Annotated in this window: 13 protein-coding genes; 9 read left to right on the forward strand and 4 right to left on the reverse strand. The window is 41.1% G+C overall.

The features are described 5' to 3' along the window. Window positions 1-367 precede the first annotated feature (367 nt). Complete coding sequence (locus FH971_RS05715) at window positions 368-1,798, reverse strand: MBL fold metallo-hydrolase RNA specificity domain-containing protein (protein WP_140233674.1); 1,431 nt, start codon at window positions 1,796-1,798, stop codon at window positions 368-370. Between the two features lie 327 nt (window positions 1,799-2,125). After that, the gene (locus FH971_RS05720; protein WP_140233675.1) at window positions 2,126-2,515 is read right to left on the reverse strand and encodes a MerR family transcriptional regulator; all 390 of its coding nucleotides are present in this window, start codon (window positions 2,513-2,515) and stop codon (window positions 2,126-2,128) included. 76 nt (window positions 2,516-2,591) lie between these two features. On the opposite strand from FH971_RS05720, the gene FH971_RS05725 reads away from it, so the two are divergent. The 7 genes from FH971_RS05725 (at window position 2,592) to FH971_RS05760 (ending at window position 17,288) form a co-directional block, all read left to right on the forward strand. Continuing rightward, entirely contained in the window at window positions 2,592-4,661 is a 2,070-nt protein-coding gene (locus tag FH971_RS05725; RefSeq protein ID WP_140233676.1) for a TonB-dependent receptor plug domain-containing protein, read from the forward strand. A 247-nt stretch (window positions 4,662-4,908) separates the two neighbouring features. Further along, window positions 4,909-7,380 carry an alpha/beta hydrolase family protein gene (locus tag FH971_RS05730; RefSeq protein ID WP_140233677.1) on the forward strand — a complete coding sequence of 824 codons (2,472 nt, stop codon included), beginning with the start codon at window positions 4,909-4,911 and terminating at the stop codon, window positions 7,378-7,380. A gap of 622 nt (window positions 7,381-8,002) precedes the next feature. Beyond that, on the forward strand, window positions 8,003-11,404 hold the full coding sequence (locus FH971_RS05735) for an EAL domain-containing protein (RefSeq protein ID WP_140233678.1): 3,402 nt from the start codon (window positions 8,003-8,005) through the stop codon (window positions 11,402-11,404). A gap of 672 nt (window positions 11,405-12,076) precedes the next feature. Then, window positions 12,077-12,682 (forward strand): TetR/AcrR family transcriptional regulator, encoded by a 606-nt coding sequence (locus FH971_RS05745; RefSeq protein WP_140233679.1) that lies wholly within the window; start codon window positions 12,077-12,079, stop codon window positions 12,680-12,682. 871 nt (window positions 12,683-13,553) lie between these two features. After that, entirely contained in the window at window positions 13,554-14,711 is a 1,158-nt protein-coding gene (locus FH971_RS05750; protein WP_140233680.1) for an iron-containing alcohol dehydrogenase, read from the forward strand. A 12-nt stretch (window positions 14,712-14,723) separates the two neighbouring features. Beyond that, window positions 14,724-15,767 (forward strand): NADP-dependent oxidoreductase, encoded by a 1,044-nt coding sequence (locus FH971_RS05755; RefSeq protein WP_140233681.1) that lies wholly within the window; start codon window positions 14,724-14,726, stop codon window positions 15,765-15,767. Between the two features lie 138 nt (window positions 15,768-15,905). Further along, window positions 15,906-17,288, forward strand: a complete 1,383-nt coding sequence (locus tag FH971_RS05760; RefSeq protein ID WP_140233682.1) for an NAD-dependent succinate-semialdehyde dehydrogenase — start codon at window positions 15,906-15,908, stop codon at window positions 17,286-17,288. Between the two features lie 278 nt (window positions 17,289-17,566). On the opposite strand, the gene FH971_RS05765 is transcribed toward FH971_RS05760, so the two are convergent. Further along, window positions 17,567-18,127: a TetR/AcrR family transcriptional regulator gene (locus FH971_RS05765; protein ID WP_137221991.1), complete on the reverse strand. Its 561-nt coding sequence runs from the start codon at window positions 18,125-18,127 to the stop codon at window positions 17,567-17,569. A 358-nt stretch (window positions 18,128-18,485) separates the two neighbouring features. On the opposite strand from FH971_RS05765, the gene FH971_RS05770 reads away from it, so the two are divergent. After that, a complete protein-coding gene (locus FH971_RS05770; protein WP_338055590.1) occupies window positions 18,486-23,381 on the forward strand; it encodes a PAS domain S-box protein in 4,896 nt (1,631 codons plus the stop codon). 3 nt (window positions 23,382-23,384) lie between these two features. Further along, window positions 23,385-24,341 (forward strand): GGDEF domain-containing response regulator, encoded by a 957-nt coding sequence (locus FH971_RS05775; RefSeq protein WP_140233684.1) that lies wholly within the window; start codon window positions 23,385-23,387, stop codon window positions 24,339-24,341. A 220-nt stretch (window positions 24,342-24,561) separates the two neighbouring features. Here FH971_RS05775 and FH971_RS05780 read toward each other — a convergent pair whose 3' ends face one another. Continuing rightward, window positions 24,562-25,530, reverse strand: a complete 969-nt coding sequence (locus tag FH971_RS05780; RefSeq protein WP_140233685.1) for a DUF3187 family protein — start codon at window positions 25,528-25,530, stop codon at window positions 24,562-24,564. Between the last annotated feature and the right edge of the window lie 157 nt (window positions 25,531-25,687).

Consider the following 25,687-nt stretch of genomic DNA (forward strand, 5'->3'; position numbering starts at 1 on the left):
ATTGTTATATATCAAATGAATAGTTAATTGTTTTTTTAAATAATATTAACAATATAATGCCTCCCTTTAGTGTCATCCCTCTCTTCACTCATTTCCCTAACTTCAATATTTGATCAAACAGGTAAGCCTGAATAGGTCATCTGCTCTTTTTCCCCTCAAAAAATTATAAATTTCTCAGCGAGTTTATAAATTTCACAAGATAATCTGGATGCTCTTTTCCATACATCTAACTGTTCAAATCTCATGTGTTCTCCATCTTTCTATTTTCTAGGACGGACTAACCGTCCTTATAGGGACAGCTTCGCTGTGCGATTTGCTTTTATAGCCTCTAGCAGCGTAGCGTCCTAGCAGCGTAGCGATCTAGGCTCTAACATTCCTTACCGATAACGATTTCTGCCGTAGGTATTAGTTTCCTATATTCTTTTGCCAGTGCTTGTTTTGCTTCGTCGTCGCCGTGGACAATTCTGATATGGCTGGGTTTGTGGTGCATGCGTTTGACGAAATTGATGAGGTTGTGTTGATCAGCATGGGCGGAGTAGCCGCTGATAGTGTGGATGACGGCTTTGATGTCAATTTTTTGATCGTTGATATAAACGTATCCGCCTTGGGGGCCATAATTTTGTATGTCTCGGCCTGTGGTGCCCTGAGCTTGATAACCGACAAATAATACGTCTGTGGTGGATTTAGGTAAAAATCGGGCGAGGTAATTGCTGATCCGTCCACCGGTACACATGCCGGATGCGGCGATGATAATGGCGGGTTTATTGACTGAGTCTAAATAGTTGATAACGGCAAGATGGTCTTGATGGCTGTCGATGGTGGTGAGCTGGTTAAAGTCCAGTGGATGACGTCCTTGAGCGAGTTTGTTTTTGGCTTCGTTGTCCCACAGTGTTTTGAATTGACGATATTGTTGAGTGAAATTTGCTGCCATGGGGGAGTCGACAATAATATCGATGTTCTGCCACATGGGGTTATTTTTATTGCGGTAAATGATGTGTTCAAATTCGTAGAGTAGTTCTTGAGTTCTGCCGATGCTAAATGCTGGGATCAGTACCACACCATTATCCTTTACGGCACTTTCGATGATATTTTTGAGCTGTTTGCTGCGATCTTTTCGTCCTTGATGATTTTTATCACCATAGGTTGATTCAATCACCAAGGTATCTGCTCTATATGGGCTTTTGGGGCTAGCCAGTAACGGCGCATAGGTTGCCCCTAAATCACCGGAGAATACCACTCGATGGTGGTTTTTAGGGCCTGTTAAGTCTATTTCTACATAGGCAGAGCCGAGTATATGCCCAGCAGGTTTAAATTTGAGTTTGGCTTTTGTAAATGTGTCTCCGTTAATTACACTGTTTTTGGGAACAGGGTTTATCGGTAACAAAAACCATTGATTATAGTCAATTGGCACAAGTAGTTTTTTAAGTCGACTCAGACAGGCTTGAATTAATGTTTGATCGCGGGTGACCCCAACCTTTAATGCATCTTCAATCACCAAAGGTAATAGTGCTGCGGTTGCCGTGGTGGCATAAATGGGTTGATTAAAACCTGCTGCGAGCAGATAAGGTATTCGCCCCACATGATCGATATGACAATGGGTAACAATGAGTGCTTTGATGTTGTCGATAGAAAAGTCTATTTGCAGCTGTTCTGCTGAGCTTTTTCCGGCTGTTTCAGCGCCTTGAAACAGGCCACAATCGATAAGATAACTGCTGATATTATTGGTGTGATTATTCACATCCAGTTGATGACATGAACCTGTTACTCCGTTTACCGCTCCATGGTGAATGATCTGCATGATTAGTCCTTTAATTGAATCAAGTGTTAATTGTATCTAGTACGATTAGTTAACTTAGCAGTGGTTGTGAGATTTTGCGAGGTTCTAGGTTCTAAGCTCTAGGCCGCTACGCGGATAGTGCGCTGCGCTTCTAGGGCGGACTGCGTCCTGCTAAGAAAATAGATAACAAGCGGTAACAAGCGAGGAAATAGATAACAAGCGGTATCAAGCGATTAAAAGAGATTAAAAGAGATTAAAAGCGATATCAAGCGAACTAGATTCTAGCAGTAAGGCTTGTTATCGCCTGCTATCGCTTGTTACCATCTTTATCGCTTTTCACCGCTTTACCTAAGCTGATTTCAGTGTCTGTAAAATACTGCAATCCTTAATTTGATGGCTTTTACAGCAAGAAGCTAATGCAGCTAATGATTGTTCTAGTAATGCCAGTTCTCGTTGGGTTTGTTGAATGTGTGCGAGTTGCTCTGCAATGATGTTGTCTACTAATAAACACGATGATTTTGGGTCTTTTTGTGTTTCAACCAAGCGCTTAATGTCATCGAGTCCGATGTTTAATTCTCTGCATCTTCTTATGAACACTAATGTCTCTATGTCTTTTTCTTGATAATGACGATAACCATTACTGGTCCGGATAGGCTGGGAGAGTAAATCAATTTGCTCATAATATCGGATGGTTTTAACCGATACTTGAGCAATTAATGCAAATTCACTTATTTTCATATTGACCTTCCAGTGACTGTAACCTTTAAGCTTAAGCATATCATTTTTCGATAATGTGTTGTTAAAAGGAAGTTATATGTTGAGTTATTCCGCGGTGTCATTAATTTTGTCATTGAGTGTTGTTGGGGGGAGTGAAGCCAGTGCGGTGGGCGACTCGACAAATACGTCTGGGCAGAGTGCAAATTACAGTGAAAGTCACAGTGAAAATCATGAACATTCTGAGCATGATGACCCAAAAGCGGATGTTGATGAACACGAGCATGAGCACGAAGAAGAAATGGAAACCATTGTCATACAAGCCACACGTTCTGGGCGGATTGCCGATGAACAACCTATTCGTGTAGAGGTGATAAATCGCGAAGAGATTGAAGAAAAAGCGGCGATGAGGCCGGGTAATATTTCTATGTTGGTGGCTGAAACGGGTGGGGTAAGATTACAAACAACTTCGCCGGCGTTAGGCAGTGCCAATATTCGCCTGCAAGGTCTGTATGGTCGCTATACCCAATTACTGGCCGATGGTTTGCCGCTCTACGGTAACCAAGCAGGGTCGATTGGTTTGTTGCAAGTTCCGCCGACCGATTTGAGTCGAGTTGAAATTATTAAAGGTTCAGCGTCATCACTTTATGGTGGGTCTGCACTCGGTGGGGTGATTAACCTTGTTTCTCGTACTCCTGGTGATGAGCTTAGTGGTGAAGTGTTACTAAATTCAACCACGCGAGATGGTCAGGATGTGACTACGTACTTTGAGTCGCCACTGAGTGAGAATATAAAAGGTTCGATGACGGCGGGAGCTCACTATCAGGACGAACAAGATATTGATGGTGACGGCTGGATCGATCTGGCCGGTTATGAGCGATACACGGTGCGTCCTCGATTATTTTGGGAAGGGCAAGAAGGACAAACACTGTATGTGACTAGCGGGTTTATGACTGAGCAACGCACTGGCGGTACTTTAGGTGATAACACGGTGGCAGATGGCACTTCGTTTGAACAATCACAAGATTCCGATAGGCTTGACGGTGGCCTTGTGTTTAGTATGTCGCTATTGGAGACACTGACGTTTAATGCTCGAGCATCGGCGATGGTGCAAGATCATGTACATGTTTATGGTGCCGATGTAGAAGACGATCAACACCAGAGTTATTTGCTTGAAAATAGCATTGCGGGTTATACCGATAACAGTGATTGGGTTGTTGGTTTAGCGTATCAGTCTGAAATCTTTGCCTCTGACACTTACCCTGAGTTTGATTATTCATATGACGTACCCGGAGCGTTTGCACAACTTGATTATGAGTTGACTGACCAAATTACAACCTCTTACAGTGCTCGTATAGATGAACACAGTGAATATGGTACTCAATTTAGCCCAAGAGTATCAGTGCTATATAATCCAAGTGACTTAACTATAAGAGGATCTTATGGGCAGGGGTACTTTGCCTCCACACCGTTTGTTGAAGAGATTGAGGCTGCAGGGTTATCAAGGCTAGCACCAATTGACAGCTTACAAGAAGAGCATGCTAAAACAGCATCGCTTGATTTTACTTATACCTTTGAAGATGCAGAAACGAGTTTGACTTTGTTTGGCTCTAATGTGGATAACGTGACAGCGTTAGAGGCTTTCTCTGTAAATAACGACGGCACCTTAGACGCTGTTAGATTAATAAATGCACCAGGTGAAAGTCAGATCCGTGGCTCTGAAGTGTTATTGCGTTATTATTTAGGCGATGTAAAGCTCACGGCAAGCTACTTATATTTAGATGCCAGTGAGGAATCTCCTGATGGACAAGGCCGAAGGGATATTGCATTGACGCCGCGTCATTCTGGTGGTTTTGTTGCCATGTGGGAGCAACATGGTAACTTTAGAGCTGGTTTTGAAGCCTATTATACTGGCACTCAACGTGTTAATGATAACCCTTATATTGAAGAAACCAATCCATATTGGCATCTCGGTTTAATGGGCGAAATTACAGTGGGCAGAGTCAGTTGGTTTATTAATTTAGAAAACTTACTCGATGTAAAACAAACCGATGAACATCCAATGTTACTGCCTAACAGAGCGCCTAGCGGCCAATGGACCACAGATATTTGGTCACGTAACGATGGCTTTATTGCTAACGCAGGTGTCAGAATCAAATTTGGTCATTAATCGTGTTCTGCTAGTGTAAGTTGACCCGTCACAAAACAGGTGAACCGGCAGTCTAATGCTGGCGGTTCCTATTTCATTTCCATTTTCACTCTATCTTTTCTCTAATTCACTTATCCTCGTTAATCAATTATTCGCATATATAAAGGGCGACAATTATTGATACACAAAAAATATGCATTTATCAGTCAATTTTGTCACACTAAGGCGCATGAAGAATAAATAAAAATAGCAGCAATAAGGACATGTAATGAAAGCTTTTTCTCTGGTATTGACCAGCTTAACAATAGTTATTTCTGGCATCGCTCACGGGGCTGAAATTGATCTCAACCACATTCAGCGCTTAGGCCCTGTTAATCAACTGGCAGTAGTACCTTTATCAAAAAGTGCTCATGCAGATGCGCTGCGAGCCAATTTGGTTGCCAACTTGATTGATCAATCAAGTGATAAAAAACCTGAAACTGTTCAAGTGTTTAATCAACAACTGACTTGGCAGACGGCATCATCAAAAGCACAAGGTGAGGGCTGGTTAGCCTATCAATTGCCAGTTTCTACCCAGCGTTTTACCCAAGGTACGTTAACGGTAAAAGGGCTTGATAATCCGCAGGTGTATTTAAATGGCCAATTAGTGAAGTCAGCGAATGAAGTCTCGTTAGATTTGCTCAATGGTGACTACAACATTGTAATATTGGCCGATGGTCAGCAACAAGACACGCCATTTAGTCTTGATTGGCAGGGCAAAAGCGATATTGACGAGCTCGATTTTTCTGAGCAAAAAACGCAACGAGTCTCTGCAGAGCAGCTATTTGATGCCCAAGTGATTAGCGACTTAACCTTATCACCTAATGGTAAATACTTATTGCAATCGACTATTGAATACCAGCCAAGCCAAGGCGATACCCCCATTCAAGTGACTGAGTTACACAAGGTGTCGGATAACAGTGTGGTGTATCGTTGGCAAGATAACCGCCCAAGTAGCGCAGTATGGTCAAGTGATAGTCAACAATTGGCGTTTGTGGTCAATAAACAAATTCAGTTACTCAATATGGCGGACTTAGTTATTGAAGTCGTCGCAACCGATATTGAGAATGTATCGGGGTTGCATTGGTATGGTGACAGCCTGTTATTTAATTGGCAAAACCCCTTTAAAGCTGATGAAAAAGCGACCTCAAAGCGTTTTAGGGCATTAGAAGATCGCTGGAGTTATTGGCGTGACAATACCCAACTTTACCAACTAGATGTGGCTTCAGGCTTTATTCGTCAGTTAACTGATAACAAGATTAGCACCGATTTTGTCGACAGCAATCTCGATAAAAATACGCTGTTATTGACTCGCTCGCCGGTTGATTATGCTGAGCCTGCCCATGGATTAACTCAGTTAATTGAATTGAATCTAAAAGATTTAACTGAAACCATGATTGGTGAATATCGTAGCTTTAGCGGTGCGTTATACGCTGATGATGGTATGTACATCACCGCAGGTCCTCGCTTTATGGACGGTGTCGGTATCCAAGACAAATCCATTGAAGTGAATGATTATGATGGTCAATTATATTGGCGTGATGACAAGGGCAATGTGAGTGCATTAAGCAAAGACTTTGACCCTGCTATCGGCAGCATGACTAAGCTTGAAAATGATGATGTGGTATTAACGGTAACCGAAGGCGACCGCTCACCGCTGTATTTATTTGATAAAAGTAAAAGTCGTTTTAGTAAAATCGACACCGGCATTGATATGGTGACTAACTTTAGTGTCGCCGTTGAACAATCTACCCCAACTATAGTGTTTGCGGGTACGTCGGCCACCGTGCCACAAAAAGCGTATAAAATGGCATTGAATGCTAGTCGTAAAGAGTTGTTGTTCGACAGCCAAAAACTCAGTTATGCCAATACCCGTTTGGGTGAGATTCAAGATTTCGATTTTACCAATAAGCTTGGCCAAAATATCGATGGTAGGGTGTATTTACCGGCTGACTTTGATGCCAATAAAAAGTATCCGGCATTAGTGTATTACTATGGCGGTACTTCTCCTGTTGGGCGTCACTTTACTGGTCGCTGGCCGTTTAACTTATGGGCTGCCGAAGGTTATGTGGTGTATGTGCTGCAACCCAATGGAGCAACAGGTTATGGCCAAGCATTCAGTGGCCGCCATGTGAATGCATGGGGTAAATACAGTGCAGATGACATTATTGAAGGGACTAAAGCCTTCTTAAACGCGCATAGTTTTGTAGACCCTAAACGAGTGGGCAACATGGGCGCGTCATACGGCGGCTTTATGACCATGTATTTAGCCACCAAAACCGATATTTTTGCTGCGTCAATGTCTCATGCTGGGATCAGTAATTTATCATCTTATTGGGGCCATGGCTGGTGGGGTTATGGTTATTCTGGTGTGGCGAGTCGTGGCAGTTTTCCGTGGAATAACCCTGAGCTCTACGTTGAGCAAAGTCCGTTATATCATGCAGATAAAATCACTACGCCGTTATTGCTGATACACGGTAATGCTGATACGAATGTGCCAGTGGGTGAAAGCCATTACATGTACACCGCACTAAAGCTGTTAGGCAAAGAGGTAGAATTGGTTGAGTTTAATGGCCAAAACCATCACATCAACAGCCGTCAAGCGCGCTTTGATTGGTGGAATACCACTATGGCCTGGTTTGACTTGAAGTTAAAAGATCAGCCTGAATGGTGGAATAGCCTTTACCCTGAGACAAAATAGCAATAGTAAATAACTACGTTAAACAGCCCCGTAAAACGGGGCTGTTCTGCATTAAGAGTATATGGTTAATTGAAGAGGGATTTGTCGTTACTATTATGATTAAAATTCACTCAGTATTAATCGATTTAAAGAGGAGATTGATGAGGAGTAGTGGAATATTATGCATGCCAGTGCATTCATTTTTCTTTGAAACCATATTTAGAATATTTATGAGAAGTTTGATCTCCATATCATTTATGGCAAAAGACGGCCCTTAAGTTCATTTTTTGTTAATTATTATCTGCCATTAATGCTAAGTTTTAAAGATATTGTATTAAAAATCAAACGTATAAATATGTATTCTCATATGCCTTTGCTTGTGTTGGAATGCTATTTTTTACAGGGACTGTCTACCGTTATTCTCTAATTTTTATATTTTATCGCTATTAATATATTCATTGCAGTTTATTGACTGGCGTTTTACTGAGTTTGTTTAAGGATACTTTTATATTGAGTAAAATATAGTGAAAGCTTTACCTTAATAATTGATATAATTGATATAATTTATGTTGTTGTGGTAATAAGTTGTTGTTGTCATCCGTTTTGAGGTTATGTTTGACGATATTATTTGCACGGAGAAGAAATGGATAGTTTTTTCAGTTTGATGAGTAATGCCGTATTGTTACTGGCACTTGTTGTTATTTATGATGCCATTACGATACAAAAAATTGCACCTAAGAAATATGAAAAGGTGTTAAGTGGCATCTTTATCGGCATGATTGCTATCAGTGTGATGAACGCCCCCTGGGTACTGCGTTTGGGGATCCACTTCGATACTCGTTGGGTATTACTCAGTTTAAGCGGTCTATTTTTTGGATTTATTCCTACACTGATAGCTGCAGTATTTGCCGCTTGCTTTCGCATTTTTCTCGGTGGGGTTGGTATATACGTAGGGGTCTTGGTTATTTTTGTTAGTTCAGCCATTGGCCTTGGTTGGCGGTATTGGATACAGCGTTCAAATCAATCACTAAATTGGCAACATTTATTGGCTTTGAGTATTGTTGTTGAATTGGTTGTTTTATTGAGTTTATTACTCATGCCTGTGGCAGATAAGTATGACATTATCCTTAATATTAGTTCTACCTTACTCACAGTCTACATCTGTGGCTCCGTACTGCTCGGATTACTGCTTAAGCATCATCAAAAAAGACAACAACTTGCGCAAGAATTACAACAACATAAAAATCTCCTCGAAACGGAAAGAAATCTCTTACAAAGTATTATTGATGGTATTCCTGATCTGATCTTTTATAAATCGAAGGAAGGGATCTATTTAGGGTGTAATAAAGCATTTTCGGATGCACTAAAACTCAATCCAGAAGATATTAAGCATCGCGATGACTATGACTTATTTGATCGCCAACAAGCGGAAATGTTTATCAAAGCAGATAAATTAGTCATGGAGCAAAACCAGCCCTGGATGGATGAAGAATGGCTCAATACATCGGATGGCGCGGCCTATATTTTGAGAACCCATAAAACGCCAATTCTGAATTCATCAGGAGAAGTGCAAGGCGTTGTTGGTGTCAGTCGTGATCTGATCGATGAGAAACACATCAAAGCACAATTACAACGTAGTGAAACAACATACCGTAATATTATTAGTACAGCACAAGATGGTTTTGTTATTGTCTCTGTTGATGGTTTTATTATTGAGTCGAATCAAAGTTTTGCTAAGATTACTGGTTATCATCTCGATGAGTTGTTAAATAAGCATATTGACCATATCGAAGTTAATGAACGATATCAATTATCAACAGAAAATATTATTAAAGCCAAGCAAGCCAAAGCGATTCACTATACCTCTATGTACAAACATAAACAGGGACAGCTATTGCACGTTGAGGTAAATGTTAGTTTTTGGGATGATGATAATGGGGGGATGTTTTTCTGTTTTGTTAAAGACATTTCAGAGCGTATTAAAGTAGAACAGAGATTACTCTTCAGTGAATCAAAATTTAGGCAGATTTTTGAAAAAATCCCTTCAGTTTCTGTTCAAGGTTATGACAAAAATCGTAACGTGATTTTTTGGAATCAAGCCAGTGAAAACCTTTATGGGTATTCAAAAGAACAGGCTGTAGGCAAAAGAATGGAAGACCTTATTATTCCATTGTCATACAAAAACAAAGTCGTTAACAACGTAAATGCATGGATTAATGATGGTGTGCCTATGCAAGCAGAGGAACAGTCTCTTAAGCGTGCAGATGGCACTCATGTACCCGTTTATTCATCTCATACCTTAATTTACAACAGCGATAACGAAGCCGAGATATACTGTATCGATATTGATTTAAGTGCTCAGAAAAAAGCCGAAGAACATGCCTCTACCTTGTCACAAGCCATAGAACAAAGTCCAATTTCAATAATATTAACTGGTGTCGATAGCAGCATTGAATATGTAAATAGTGCATTTGAAAAAATCACCGGTTATACCTCTAATGAGGTTATTGGCCGACCAACGAGCATGTTACAGTCAGGTTTAACCGCTAAATCGACTTATAGAGAGCTATGGGGGGCAATCACTCAAGGCCGCACATGGCAGGGCGATCTGCAAAATAGAAAGAAAAATGGTGAACTGTTTTGGGAACAAACCCACATAGCCCCTATTTTTGACAAAGCTGGCATCACAAAACATTATTTGGCTCTCAAGCAAGATGTGACCCTTTTTAAACAACAAGAAGAAAAAATTCTCCAACAAGCTCATTACGACAGCTTAACGGGCTTACCGAACAGATTACTCTCTCTTGATCGATTGTCACAAATGCTTAAAGATGCGCATAGAGTAAAAAATAAAATCGCAGTATTATTTTTAGATTTAGACGACTTTAAAAAAGTTAACGATACGATGGGTCATTCAGTCGGTGATGATTTGTTGATTCAAGCGGCTACACGGCTAAAAAGCACTATTAGGGACAATGATGTCGTCGGCAGACTGGGCGGGGATGAGTTTATCATTATGCTTAATATACATGAGCCTGAAGAAGCTGAAATTATTGCCAATAAACTGCTTAAACAATTCTATACACCCTTTATACTTAAATCCCGTGAGGTCGTGTCTACTATCAGTATAGGGATCGCTTTATATCCGTTTGACAGTGAAGATCCTAAAGAGCTGCTAAGGCAAGCGGATTCTGCAATGTATCATTCAAAAGATCGTGGTAGAAATATTTATCATTTTTATACAGAACAAATGAACCACGATATGAATCGACGGTTGAAAATTGAAGAGCAATTACGTAACGCTCTGAAACTCGGAGAGCTAGAAGTTTATTTTCAACCTGTAATCGAGATTCGAACCCGTAAGATTGTTGGCGCGGAAGCACTTCTACGTTGGAAAAACAGTATACTCGGTCAAGTATCCCCTGATGAGTTTATTCCTATTGCAGAGCAAACCAGTCTCATTGTTTCTATCGGTGAATATGTTATAGAGAATGCATTTTCTGCGGCACAAAAATGGCAACAAACATATAATCTTCAGTTTAAAATTGCTATCAATGTGTCGCCCAAACAATTTAGGGAAAACAATTTTGTTGAGGTGCTGAACATCAAATTAGAGCAATACCAAATTCATCCAACCTCAGTTGAACTAGAAATTACCGAAGGGGTATTACTCAGTGGTGATGACATCATTGAAACGAACTTAAGGAGTATTCACGATATCGGTGTCAATATCGCAATGGATGATTTTGGTACCGGATACTCATCACTCAGTTATCTACGTAGTTACCCTTTTGACACCTTAAAAGTGGATAAAAGCTTTGTTAATGATATCACCGTTGACCCAGCCGATTTAGAACTTGTTGGTGCAGCTGTCGCCATGGGACATGCATTGAATTTAACGGTAGTTGCTGAAGGCATAGAAACAGAAGAGCAATATCATCTGCTTAATGAGCTTAACTGTGATTATGGTCAAGGCTACTTATTTAGTAAGCCGTTGCCCCAAAAGGAATTCGAACAGTTGTTAGCTGAACAGAATTTTTTGTAGGTTGGTATTTCGCACTACGAATTGTGAAAGGAGTGATCAGATCAAGGGATAATAATTTCTTTGATAAATGACTATGAGCACTGCTTTTCTGACACATTTTAATTCGATTACAGATCTCCGTATTGAACAGTGTAAAAAGCATTAACTCATTGATATCCTTTTACTTGTCTTCAACGCTGTTTTGTCTTGAGCTGAATGTTGGGAGGATATTTATTATTTTTACCACCTTAAACTTGATTGGTTAATAAACACGCTACTTTTGAAGCTGGTATTCCAAGGCATAACACCATAACTTGTCCTTGTCGGGTCTAACGGTCAAGACCATTACACCAACTTCCGTAAAGTGCGCTTTAATCAGTGGAATAGTCTTTACCCTGAGACTACAGAGCAATAAGCTGCTTTATATTTCTAGAGGCCTCGCATTGCGGGGCTTTTTGTTAAGTCACAATAAGTGTAAGCGGTTACTGAGCAGTGGATCGTTATAGCTTAAAAAAACAAATTTTATAAATATTGTATGAGATGGATTTTTTACCTCAAATTCCCATGTTGATTTCATTTTGTAATCAACACTATTGATTTAAGGAAATAACGTTGAGGCCAGAATAATTCGAAGTATTGACATAGATAAACAGTCAACTAAAATAAATTAAAACCGATGATAGGTATCAGCAAATGGGTCGAAAAAGTGATGGTAGAGAACGTCTGCTACGGGCAATATCAGACCTGATGTGGGAGAGCAGTTATGGCACTCTCACTATTGATGTTATTTGTGAACGCGCGGGTGTGAAGAAGGGCAGTTTCTACTATTTTTTCAACTCCAAGTCCGAGCTTGCTGCTGAGTCGATCCGCGAGGGATGGGAAGCAAAGAAACCGAAAATGAATACGTTCTTTTCTGCTACTCGACCCCCTTTAGAGCGACTGAGATCCTATTTTGACGATATACGACAAACACAGTATGAGGCGCTCGAGAAGCATGGCCGGATCCTCGGTTGTCCCAATTTCAATGTGGGTGCCGAGATCAGTGGTCTCGCGCCCGAACTGGATAAAAAGTTACAGCGTACGTTTAGTGATTTGCTCAAATATATTGAATCAGCAATCCGAGATGCCCAGTTGGAAGGGATAATTAATGTCGCCGATCCTGCTATGAGTGCCCGCTGTGTGCTTGGCTTTTTTGAAGGGGTTTTGACCCATGCTCAGGTCTGCAACGATCCTACTTTATTAGATGATATTTGGCCGGGGACGTTACAAATGCTAGGTGTTACATGGGATGGGACTTAGCAGGTAAAAACGTGAACTGTGATTAATTATTTTTAAACAAGCTAGCTATATCACCACCATATTGATGGTTTCTGATTATTTTCTACTCTCGACAATGACTGGTTTAATTCTGAACTGGCAGAGATTATGCCACCGACTTATATGTTCACCTTAATCGTCGTTGCGATACTGAAAATAGGCTCTGCTATGATGCGACTATGAATGTTGTTGCTTCTTTAAATGGCAGATTTTTTACGTTGGTATTCACTGTTGGAGTCATTCACTTAGCGTTGTATTAACCTTTGTTGGTTATCATTGATTTTGTGTTCTGGGGGATGCATATTATGTTGATGGGTTAGTAATATATGGTGTCTTTTGCGTGTTAACCATTAATTTACCCATGGCAGTTTAAGTCTTATTCAGGCTAGTTTATTGCCGTTATTTAGCTAACATCAATTCATTTTAATAGTTGACTATATAGTAAACTATATGTGAGCAGGTATGAAGCAAGCGAGTACGAACAATAAGTTGTATGGCATTAAGGCTATCGCCAATGGACGCTGTGATAGTTACAAACGACCCGCCAATGACCTCATGAATGAGCCATTGTTCGTTGTTAGGCAAGAATCTGTCGCAGCAAACATACCACCCCTCTCCAATAGCGGTTTACGCTTGGCAATAACTGACTACTCAGACAGTAGACAGACTAGATGGCCAATCTGCTTAAACTCGTTATCACCGCCTGCCATTAGGAAATGATTGAAGAGAGCGCGCGGCAGCTAGCTAAAGCCACTCATCACATCTACCCACATTCAAATGCTACGCGCAGAAAAATCGATGTACGCCCACATAGACGTACACCTTCACATTGAAACAGAAGGAAATTTAGATCATGAAAAACTTTGATTTTCACAACCCAACACACATTCTCTTTGGTAAAGGCCGTATCGCGGATCTGAATGAGCATGTTCCAGTTGATGCAAAAGTATTGATTATCTATGGTGGTGGTAGTGCGGAAAGAACCGGCGTTCTAGGTCAAGTTCGCGCTGCACTTACAGGCCGTACATTGGTTGAGTTTGGCGGCATAGAACCGAACCCGCATTATGCTACTACGTTAAATGCCATCCAAGTCATCAACGATAATGACATCACTTTCTTACTTGCCGTTGGCGGTGGGTCTGTCATCGATGCCACCAAATTTATTGCAGCAGCAGCTTTGTATGATGGTGATCCGTGGGAGATCCTTACTTCCGGCGGTTCGAATATTAAGGCGGCGATGCCATTTGGTACCGTGTTGACGTTGCCCGCTACAGGATCTGAAATGAACTCTGGTGCAGTAATAACTGATCCAGATAAAGTAGCGAAACTTGCTTTCAGAAGCCCATATTGTTACCCGCTATTTTCCGTACTCGATCCCGAGATTACTTATACACTGCCTGCTCGTCAGGTTGCCAACGGGGTGGTAGATTCTTTTGTCCACATTGTCGAACAGTATCTGACTTACCCTAGTGCTGCATATGTTCAGGATGGTTTTGCCGAATCTATGTTGCGAACTCTGATCAAGCTTGGTCCAAAAGCACTTGAAACACCTGAAGATTATGATATTCGCGCTAATCTGATGTGGATTGCAACATTGGCCTTGAACGGATTAATTGGTGCGGGTGTGCCACAAGATTGGGCTTCTCATATGATCGGACATGAGATCACCGCGCTTAATAATACTGATCATGCACGTACACTTGCGGTTGTATTGCCATCTTTGATGAACGATCAACGCGAGCATAAACACGACAAACTGCTGCAATATGCCAGCAATGTTTGGGGGATCAACGAAGGCTCCGATGATGTAAGAATTGACGCTGCGATTATGGCGACACGGGCATTCTTCGAGAAATTAGGTATTAAAACAAGGTTAAGTGACTACGATATTGGTGCGCCCGAGATTGAGCGTATTATCACCGACTTGAAGGCCCATGGCATGACTGCCCTCGGTGAACGCCATGACATCAGCCCAACTGATGTTCGTCGTATTCTTGAAGCGTCACTATAGGGGACACTGAACATGACACAGACAAACAAAACAAATCGACAATGGGTTCTAGCCGAACGACCTAAAGGTGAACCCACTAAAGACACGTTGAACTTAATTGAGGAAGCAATTCCAGTAGCATCTGGCAATCAGATGCTACTGCGGACTGAGTTTCTTTCGCTCGACCCTTATATGCGCGGGCGGATGAGCGATGCGCCATCTTATGCTGTCCCCGTCGAGATCGGTGAAGTGATGGTTGGGAGTACGGTTGCGCAGGTCGTCGATTCGAATATCGATGGTTTTACCCCTGGCGACTACGTGCTCAGTTTTAATGGTTGGCAAGATTATGCTCTGTCAGATGGAGCAGGGTTGACCAACCTCGGTAAGTCACCTTTGCATCCTTCTTGGGCGCTTGGGATTTTGGGCATGCCGGGCTTTACCGCTTGGGCTGGCCTGAAACAGATTGGTGAGCCAAAGGCCGGCGAAACCATCGCAGTGGCCGCAGCTACAGGTCCGGTTGGTGCTACCGTTGGCCAGATCGGAAAATTGATGGGCTGTCGTGTTGTCGGGATTGCAGGCGGCGCTGAAAAATGCGCTTATGCGGTAGACGAGCTGGGCTTTGACGCCTGTATTGACCACAAGGCCGGAGACTTTGCTGATCAACTTGCCAAGGCGAGCCCAGATGGCATAGATGTCTATTTTGAGAGTGTCGGTGGCAAGGTTTTTGATGCGGTCATCCCGCTATTGAATCCGAAAGCTCGGATCCCGCTCTGTGGACTTGTGTCGCAATACAACGCAACCGGATTGCCAGCTGGGCCGGATCGGATGAATTGGCTGATGGGGCAGATCCTACGCAAGAAGATCAAGCTGCAAGGCTTTATCATTTTTGATGATTTTGGCTATCTCTACCCCGACTTTGCCAAGGAGATGGGGGGCTGGGTTGAAAGTGGCAAGATCAAATACCGTGAAGAGAATATTGAGGGATTGGAAAATGCTCTTCATGCATTCATCGGTCTGCTTAACGGTGAGAATTTCGGCAAGCGCGTGATCCACGTGGGCCAACAAATCAAAGTCTAACTCATAACAATCATGATGTACTGACTTGGCCCTAGGACGAGTAACGCCGCACTGGCACAAGCTTTTGCAACATTGGACCGGGGACGGTTTTGAAACATCAGTCCCCCGTTGGTACATTATCCAACAAAGGTAACTATTATGACTTATGAAACACGTAATCCTTATACGGGTGCTCTTCTGGTCACTTTCCCGGATTCAACCGACTTCGAGGTTAATCAAGCGATTGAAAATGCGCATGTTGCATTTTTATCATGGAAAGAAACAGGGTTTACAGAACGCGCACGCGTGATGCACGCCGCGGCAGAGATATTACGCCGTGAGGTTGATTATTTCGCCAATCTGCTGACTATCGAGATGGGGAAACTTGTATCCGAAGCTAAAGCCGAAGTTGCTCTGTCGGCAGATATTTTTGATTACTATGCAACTAATGCCCAAACGCTGCTGGCACCGCAAAAGCTGCCCGTTACCGATTACGAGGCCGAGATTATCGCCGAGCCGCTAGGGGTATTGTTGGCGATTGAGCCATGGAATTTTCCGTTTTATCAGGTGGTCCGAATTGCGGCACCACAAATATCTGCAGGTAATACCCTGTTGCTTAAGCATGCGTCTAATGTTCCGCAGGCTGCTGCTGCATTTGAAAAATTAATGTTGGAGGCTGGTTTGCCTCAGGGTGTGTTCAAAAATCTCTATGCAACACGGTCGCAACTCGAAACCATCATTAATGATCCACGAGTTCATGGGGTAGCATTAACAGGGTCGGAAAGGGCTGGTGCAGTTGTTGCCGCTCAGGCAGGTAAGGCTTTGAAGAAATCGACGCTTGAACTTGGCGGTGCGGATGCATTTGTTGTTCTAGCCGATGCTGAGATGGAAAAAACCATCAACTGGGCGGTCTTTGGCCGCCACTGGAATGGTGGTCAAGTATGTGTGTCCTCAAAGCGCATGATCATTGTTGATGAGGTGTATGATCGGTTTCTTGAGGGTTATATCGCCGGTGTTGCAAAACTGAAAGCGGGTGATCCATTTGAGCCATCCACTACCTTGGCGCCACTTTCTTCTAGGGCTGCCGCAGATGACATTAAAGACAAGATACGCCAAGCGGTTTCTTATGGTGCCACGGCAACTGAAGTAGGGCCAAGTGTTCCTGATTCGGGCAATTTTGTGCAACCGACCATTCTGACTGATATTTCACAAGATAACCCAGCGCGCAACTGGGAGTTTTTTGGTCCGGTATCGATGTTGTTTCGTGCAAAGGATGAAGATGACGCTGTGCATATTGCAAATGATTCACCGTTTGGTTTGGGTGGGTCAGTTTTTACCGCCAATGCAAAGCACGGAGCAGAAGTCGCTAAGCGAATATCCACAGGTATGGTTTTCGTTAATCACCCTACAATGGCTAAAGCAGACTTGCCCTTTGGTGGTATAAGACGTTCAGGGTATGGCCGCGAACTTGTTGGTATCGGCATCAAGGAGTTCGTCAATCACAAGTTGATCTCAGTGGTTGATATAGACGCACCGTTCTAATACTCATTGCCAATCCGATCATTGGTCGGATTGGCTTATTCAACATAAGTTTATAACGGTAAACTGTTAATCGTTATACATTCATCCCGCTAAACCAAAAACCGCTAAATATAAAAACACCAACACTTAATGTTGGTGTTTAGGTGCTAATCATGGGTGTCACAAAGGCCATCGAATTGGCTCATATCATTCACCTGTCATTAATAATATCAGCAATGTTACGCGTCCAAATCTACAAGCCCTAATATGAGTAAAATACTATTCTCGTAAAGCGTGATTTAAGCACTTAACCAAGGTAGTAGTGCATTAATAGTCTGAGTGATTGTGTTTGCGGAGTCAGCTTGGTAGCCGTATATACGAATACCAAAAATAACGGTCATTAACTGTGCCGCATAAGCTTTGGCTTGTTCTTCGGTGTGGCTTTTACGTAAGTAATCGACATAAATTAGCTCAATGTTGGCCAATTGGGCTGAGGCAAACTGATACAGTTTATTGCCTTGTGATGCCAATTCAAGTTGCGTTTTAATTAAAAAGCAACCGCAGTAATCGCAAGCTTTAGATTGCTCAACCAAATCTTGTAAAATTTGTTTAATCGCCGCATTAACACTTGGTGCATTGGCCATCTTCTGGTGAACCGCGTTAATTGAAAATTCGGCGTAGCGTGCTAACGCGGCTTGGAAAAGCCCTTCTTTACTTTCAAACTCATGGTAAATGCTACCAGGCTTTAAACCAGTGGCTTTAGTGATTTGTTGAATGCTTGATGCTGCATAGCCTTGCTGCCAAAACAACTTGATGACGTTATCTAACACGTCTTCTCTTTGGTAATTCTTTTTTGCCATGACATCTCATCCTCATCGTACTTTATATATGGATTAGCTGATTAAACCGAATTGTTATCGATAAAGCAATAATAGCTATAATAACACTATTTGAATGACTGTTCAAAAATGGTTTGAATTTAATATTTATAGTGATTCAAAACGACACAAAGTGTGCTGGAGACTATTTTGAGATCATCTTGACCACTTGTCAGCTTTTTCTTGCCAGCGCTTTTTATCTATCAGCATCTCTTTAAATTGCCACCCTGATAATATGACATTGGCACGGTTTAAAAAACTATATTTTTCAATGTCTAGCTTGTAAAATTTGTTGTTCTCGTCCACAGTTAATCGCAATGACTCTTAATTAATGATTAAAATGACCAAACTATCTAGCTATAAAAATGCACTAAAATGGGGTTTAGGAGTGTTGACCTTAGGTTTAGTGGTCAGTTTTGCTATTGCTGTCAGTGTTAAGAATCAAAATAACATCATTATTAACCAATCACTTGAATCTGTAACCGAGCAGGTTACCAATAATATTATTGATCGTATCGTACTGTATCAATATGGTTTACGCGGTGCGAGAGGTGCTGTTTCTACGATTGGTGAAGATAAAATTACCCGCGAAATTTTTAAAAAATATAGCTCAACTCGAGATATTGGCAGTGAGTTTCCTGGGGCTCGAGGGTTTGGCTATATTCGCCGAGTACCTGTAGCTGATGAAGCCCGTTTTGTCGAAAAGCAGAAATTAAATGATTGGCCTAATTTTACCATTAAGCAACTAAATGCTCATGATGGTGAACGCTATCTCGTTCAATATATTGAATATGTTGACCCCATTGAATCGAATTATTTGGCTGTAGGGTTAGATATTGCTTCGGAAGATAACCGCAGGATTGCGGCAAAGAATTCATATTTGAGCGGTGAAGTTCGCTTAACTGGGCCGATTACCTTAATACAAGCCACAGGTCTTCCGTTACAATCATTTCTCATTTTAATGCCGATTTACCATACAGGTTTTACACCCGTAACCCTTGAAGAAAGAGAAAAACAAGCATTTGGTTGGAGTTATGCGCCATTAGCCGCTAATGAAGTGTTTGCCAATATAGACCTATCAAGAAATTCAGCAAAGTTGACCTTAATTGATATTACTGATGATAAAAATACCGTTATTTTTTATCAAACTCATGCTGAGGATACAAATATACTCTCTGGATATGATTCATCGTTAGAACGAGATATTTTTGGCCGCAAGTGGCGAGTGTCGTTAAGCGCTTATCCTAATTTTATTAGTGAGTTACATTTAACTAATCCTACTGTTGTGTTTCTTTATGGCTCGGTTTTAAGCTTATTACTTGCTGGGGTAGTTGGATTATATGCGTTTAATCAGCGCCGTAAACGGATACTGTTAGCCGATACAGCAAGACGCGCTAATATTCTTGAACATTCTCTTGATGCCATTATTAGTTATGATTGTGATGGCATTATTACTGGATGGAATCAAGGTGCTGAAAACCTATTTGACTATAAAGAACAAGAAGTGCTTGGCTCTAAAAGTACTGATTTTATTATTCCTGAAGGTGATAGTGAACGAGAGATATTACACTTTGCTCAAGTGCTGAAGGGGAAGCCGATATTAAATTATGTGTGCCAGCACAAGCGTAAAGATAGCGAGTTACTCTCTACTTCGATGACGTCAATGGCTATTTATAATGAATTAGGCGTGATCACCGGTGTGAGTCAGACTATTCGTGATATTACGCTGCAGCAAAAAGCTGAAAAACAAATTTTAAACCATAATGCTCGACTTGAACGAAAAGTGACAGAAAGGACTCATGCTTTACAACAAGCATTATTAGAAAATAAAACCTTGCTGGATAATATTAACCAGCAATTACTTTACTCAGAAACCGACAGTGATGGGGTTATCCTTGCTGTTAACGATTATTTCTGCATTGCATCAGGCTTTACCCGCGAGCAAATGATCGGCCAAAAACATTCTATTTTAAAGTCTAACGAACATGATGATATTTTTTGGGCAAACATGTGGCAAACGATTACCTCTGGTAAGACTTGGCAAGGTGAAATTTGTAACATTGATAAGCAAGGCAATGTGAAATGGTTTGATACTGTTATAGCTCCTGTAATGAATGATAACGGTGATCTTGAACGTTGTATTGCACTCCGAATAGATATTACTGAACGTAAAAATACCCAACTTGAAAATAATGAACTCGCGGCTTTACTTACCAATGTGCTTGCCGCAGCATCGGAAGTCGCCATTATTTCGACCGATGATGACGGTATTATTAATATTTTTAACCGCGGTGCAGAGTTATTACTTGGCTACCAGGCTGAAGAGGTTGTGGGCATAAAAAGCCCTGCAATATGGCACCTTCCCGCTGAAGTTCGTCAACGCAGCAAAGAGTTAAGTGAAGAATTTGGTGAAGATATTGGTGTCGCTGATGTTTTTGTATATGGTCCGAAAAATGTCGGTCCCGAAACGCGTACTTGGACATACGTGCGTAAAGATTGCTCACAATGTCAAGTGTCGTTATCGTTATCGGCTATGCGTGACCACAATGGGGACATTATTGGTTTTCTGGGTGTAGCTTTAAACATCGATCAAATGCTCAAACAACAAGAAGAGTTAGTGTCGGCCAGTAATCAACTGATCAAAGCGGCTGAAGTAGCAGAATTAGGCATTTATGATTTAGATTTAGTCGCTGATAATTTGCAGTGGAATGATCGTATGTTTGCCATGTACGATTATCCATTAACGCTCGGTGAAACAGGGTTAAGTTATCAACATTGGCAACAACGGATCCACCCAGATGACATCGCTATGGCTGAACGGGCTTTACAACAAGCCGTTGATTCTTTAAAAACCACTTACGAGACGACATTTAGGATTATTACCCGCTCAAATCAAATTCGTTATATTCATGCAGGAGCCCAAATATATTACGACAAATCGGATAAACCCGTGCGTTTTGTTGGGGTTAACCGTGACATCACTGAGCAACACGAACTAGAACAAACATTGCGATTCGCTAAGCAAGCTGCTGATGCCGCTAGTGCCGCTAAATCTGCATTTTTAGCCAATATGAGCCATGAAATTCGTACCCCAATGAATGCCGTACTAGGTATGCTTCAACTTATTCAACATTCTGATATGAGCCTTCAACAAGCTGATTATGTGACTAAAGCCGAGAGTGCCGCGAAATCATTACTAGGACTGTTAAATGATATTTTAGACTTTTCTAAAATTGATGCGGGTAAATTAGAACTTGATTTGCATCCGCTTCAACTCGAAACCTTAATGCGCGAATTAGCGGTGATGTTGGCGACTAATGGACACAGTAAAAATGTAGAAGTTATTTTTGATTTAGATCCGGCTATTCCTTACTTGATTGAAGGTGATGAGCTTCGTTTGCGTCAAGTATTGTTAAACCTTGCGGGTAATGCGATTAAATTTACCGCTGAAGGTCACGTAATTGTCAGTGTTGTGTGTAATGAATTGACTGCAAACCAAGTGAGTTTAACCATGTCGATTACAGATACTGGCATCGGAATTAGTCAAGAACAGGGCGATAAAATTTTCCAAGGTTTTGTTCAAGCAGAATCTTCAACCTCAAGACGATTTGGCGGTACTGGATTGGGCTTAGCGATTACCAAACGTCTGGTTGAATTGATGGGGGGCGAATTAACCTTAACAAGTCAGGTTGGCGAGGGGAGCCGTTTTGAGTTTAATTTAATATTTAAGATTATCGAAGTAACCAACAACGATTGTAATATTGATTTACAAGATAAGAATATTCTGATTGTTGATGACAGTGAGATGAGCCGTAAAATTTTATCAAAAACCTTAACGACCCACGGCGCACTTGTTAGTGAAGCACATAATAGTAAACAGGCAATTGATCTTATTGAGCAAAGTTTACAAGCCAGTAATCATTATGATGTGATTGTTATGGATTGGCGTATGCCTGATAAGAATGGTTTGGAAACCGCTAATCATATCCAAACGATGTTTCCTGTAGGCAAAGCACCTGCGATTATTATGTTAACTGCTTATGGCGCCGAGGTGATGGAACAAACCAAACAATACCTTCAACCGCCTTTTGTGAATATGCTCACTAAACCTGTGACAGCCAATTTAATGCTTGAAGCCGTTTTTCAAGCCATTAATGGGGTAGCACAACCGTTACCTGCTAAAAAAATAACCCATTTAGCATTAAAAGGAGTCAGGGTGCTGGTGGTTGAAGATAATCAGCTTAACCGTCAAGTAATTGATGAGTTACTACGCTTACAAGGTGCGATAGTGACCTTGGCTAAAGATGGTATTGAGGGGGTCGATTGGGTCACTAAGTCGAATAATCAATTTGATATTGTGATCATGGATATGCAGATGCCGGTTATGGATGGGCTTGAGGCAACTCGCCTTATTCGTGCTGATGGCAGATTTAATGAGTTATCGATTTTGGCTATGACGGCTAACGCATCCCTTGCTGATAAAACATTATGTCTTGAGGCGGGTATGGATGATCATATTGCTAAGCCAATAGACATGACGAGTTTATTACCTTGTATGCTTAATCTCTTGGGCCTTGAAGATAATACTTATTCTGTTCCGGCAGTTAATAACGTGCCGATAGCATTAGCTGATGCGTATAACGATGATGATACCATTATAGAAAATTCAGATTCTATTTTACGTCGTTTTGGTGGCGAGCGCGCATTTATCATTGATGTGATACATCATTTTGCAACTGAAATGCATGAGCAATTATCATTACTTACTCAGGCTTTTGAGCAACAAGATGACAATGCTATCAGTCTAGTTGCTCATACGATTAAAGGCACTGCGAGTAATATTGGTGCTAAGCGACTTGCCGCTTTTGCCGCTACACTAGAGCAAAATATGAAGCATGCTGTTGATGTCGATCCCGCGGCTTATTTAAGCCAAATGCAAGGCCAAATTAATGATAGTTTGCATATGTTAGAGATGTTATTTCCAGACGAAAGTGTTGAATTAACCGTAAATTCTCTAGAGAAAAAAATACTATTGCCGATAAAGAGCGTAGATTTGAATAAAATGGATCAATTAATGGCGTTGTTAGTGGAACAAAATTTAGATGCCATAGAGTATCTTGAGCTTTTATTAAGTAATGTAGAGCTTGATGACCAAGTGTTAAAGTTGAAGAAACAAGTGAATCAACTTGAGTTTTTGGATGCTATCGATACCCTGAAATCGATAATAAAGGAGTGATGCGTGTTCATAGATGAGTATATTTCTGGCGTAGCACCAGTTAAAGGGAAAATACTATTAGTTGATGATCAGGTTGTGAATATCAAAATATTACATCAACTATTGCAGGATGATTATGATATTTTTATGGCTCGTGATGGCCAACAGGCTATTGATATGTGTAAAAAAGTCAATCCTGATATTGTGTTGTTAGACATTGAAATGCCGATGATGAACGGATTTGATGTGTGCGCGCATTTAAAGAATGATCCTGATACTGAAGATATTGCCATTATTTTTGTGTCAGGTCATTTTGATGAAGAGAAAGAGGTGAAGGGCTTTCAGTTAGGGGCTGTGGATTTTATTCACAAACCCATTAATCCGGTGATCACCAAAACACGAGTTAAAAATCAGATCATGTTAAAATCACAGACTGATTTATTACGCACTATTGCACTACTCGATGCATTAACTGGGGTAGCCAATCGACGTAAGTTTGAACAAACTTTGCCTATTTGTTGGTTGCAATGTGCGCGAGATAAGCATCCGTTGACCATTATTATGCTCGATATTGATTTTTTTAAGCACTTCAATGATAACTATGGTCATGCCGAAGGTGATCGATGTTTACGTATAGTGGCCCAGAAAATACAAGATACAGTTAATCGACCTTATGATTTAGTGGCGCGTTATGGTGGTGAAGAGTTTATCTGTATTTTACCCAATACTGACGCTATTGGCGGCACTTATGTGGCACAGCAAATCGTCGACAGTATTTTGTCACTTAAAATCACTCATGAAAATTCTGATGTATCAGATTTTGTGACTATTAGCGCAGGAGTAGCAACGATTACGCCTCGTGGTGATTCATCTTACCAAGACCTTGTTAAGGCGGCGGATAAACAGCTGTATTTATCGAAGGACCGAGGCAGGAACAGAGTGATAGGTTGTGATATTACAGACGACACCGTAGCGGTATAATTCATTTTTTAATTAAACGGTCTAGTACGCTAATACTTTTAAATTTAGTATTATCAATGCTAATACACCCAAGCGACGTAACGCTAACTTGAGTGTATTAACGCTGCAACCCCTTTCGAGTATAAGGTAGATTATCAATCTATTAATACGTCATTTATACAGATACTTATGTATTACCCATCACTGATGACATTAATTAATAGGCGATACCGGGTTCATATTAAAATTTATGGCGATAACCTAAGGTATAGGCAATATCTGCACTGTTATCCATATTCAAAAAATTCTCGATCATGGTTAACTCTATGGCACTAGTGTTGAAGTAATAGCGATAGCCCAACAGGGCTTCGTTAGATGCTTGTGAGAAATTTTTATCCCAGTCTACCATGCCATCGTAGCGATGATATTCAGCTAACCAACCATGTCGGCCTGTACGGTATTCATAACCCAACCCCAGCATTAAGTAATAGGGTTCAAAATCCCTTTGTGACAAAGGTTCCTTATCGTTTAAAAAGCTGACTCCAAGAGTTGAATTAACATGGTGGTTACCATTGTGATAACCGTAGTTAATTTGCACGCTCTGTTGGAAACTTTCGTCAGCAAATGGACCGGAATCGACATACTTGTAATATAACGTTCCACCGACTGATAAGCCGTGATGTTCATTATGCAATAATTGATAGCCTAAATAGGCACTGAAAGAATTATTGAGGGAGTCCTCTGTAAAACTATCAATATTGATACCGTATTTTTTTGAGTGGATTTGGTTTTGATGTTTAGCTTGTTGTTTACGGCCATTTTGATCAAAACCAAAAGCATCATGAAACCACATTGTTAATGAGTCCAGATGGTTATCACCGCTAAATTGCCAAGTGTAATTGGCATCAAACAGTAAATCTTCGGTGATTTGCCATTTTAGACCACTGCTAATTGCATTTTGATAATAATCAGCTAATAGCACGTCAGACTCTGACCAGACACTAGCCGCATTCGCTGTGATATACCATTCCTTTTGCCCTTCTGGCAACGAAAAACCTGAGCGTAACAGTGGGCTAAGATTGATCGATTGCATTGGTGATTGAGCATAGACCTGTAACGGCCCGTAATCATTAAAATTTACCACTTGTGCATAGACTGGCAAGATAGAGGTAAGACTCAGTACGGATATCAGTTTAAGGCTGGTTTTCATAAACATTTGTCGATTTAACTCTTCAGTTGCTTAATTTAAGTGTGTGCCGACTTCGAATGTTGATTGTATTTTATCTTTATAATCCACATTGTGAGGTGACGAGGTAGCGTACATTATGAAGGTATAGCAACATTATTTAAATGCCTAAAAAGGAACA

The organism is Shewanella polaris, assembly GCF_006385555.1.
Classification (GTDB): Bacteria; Pseudomonadota; Gammaproteobacteria; order Enterobacterales; family Shewanellaceae; genus Shewanella; species Shewanella polaris.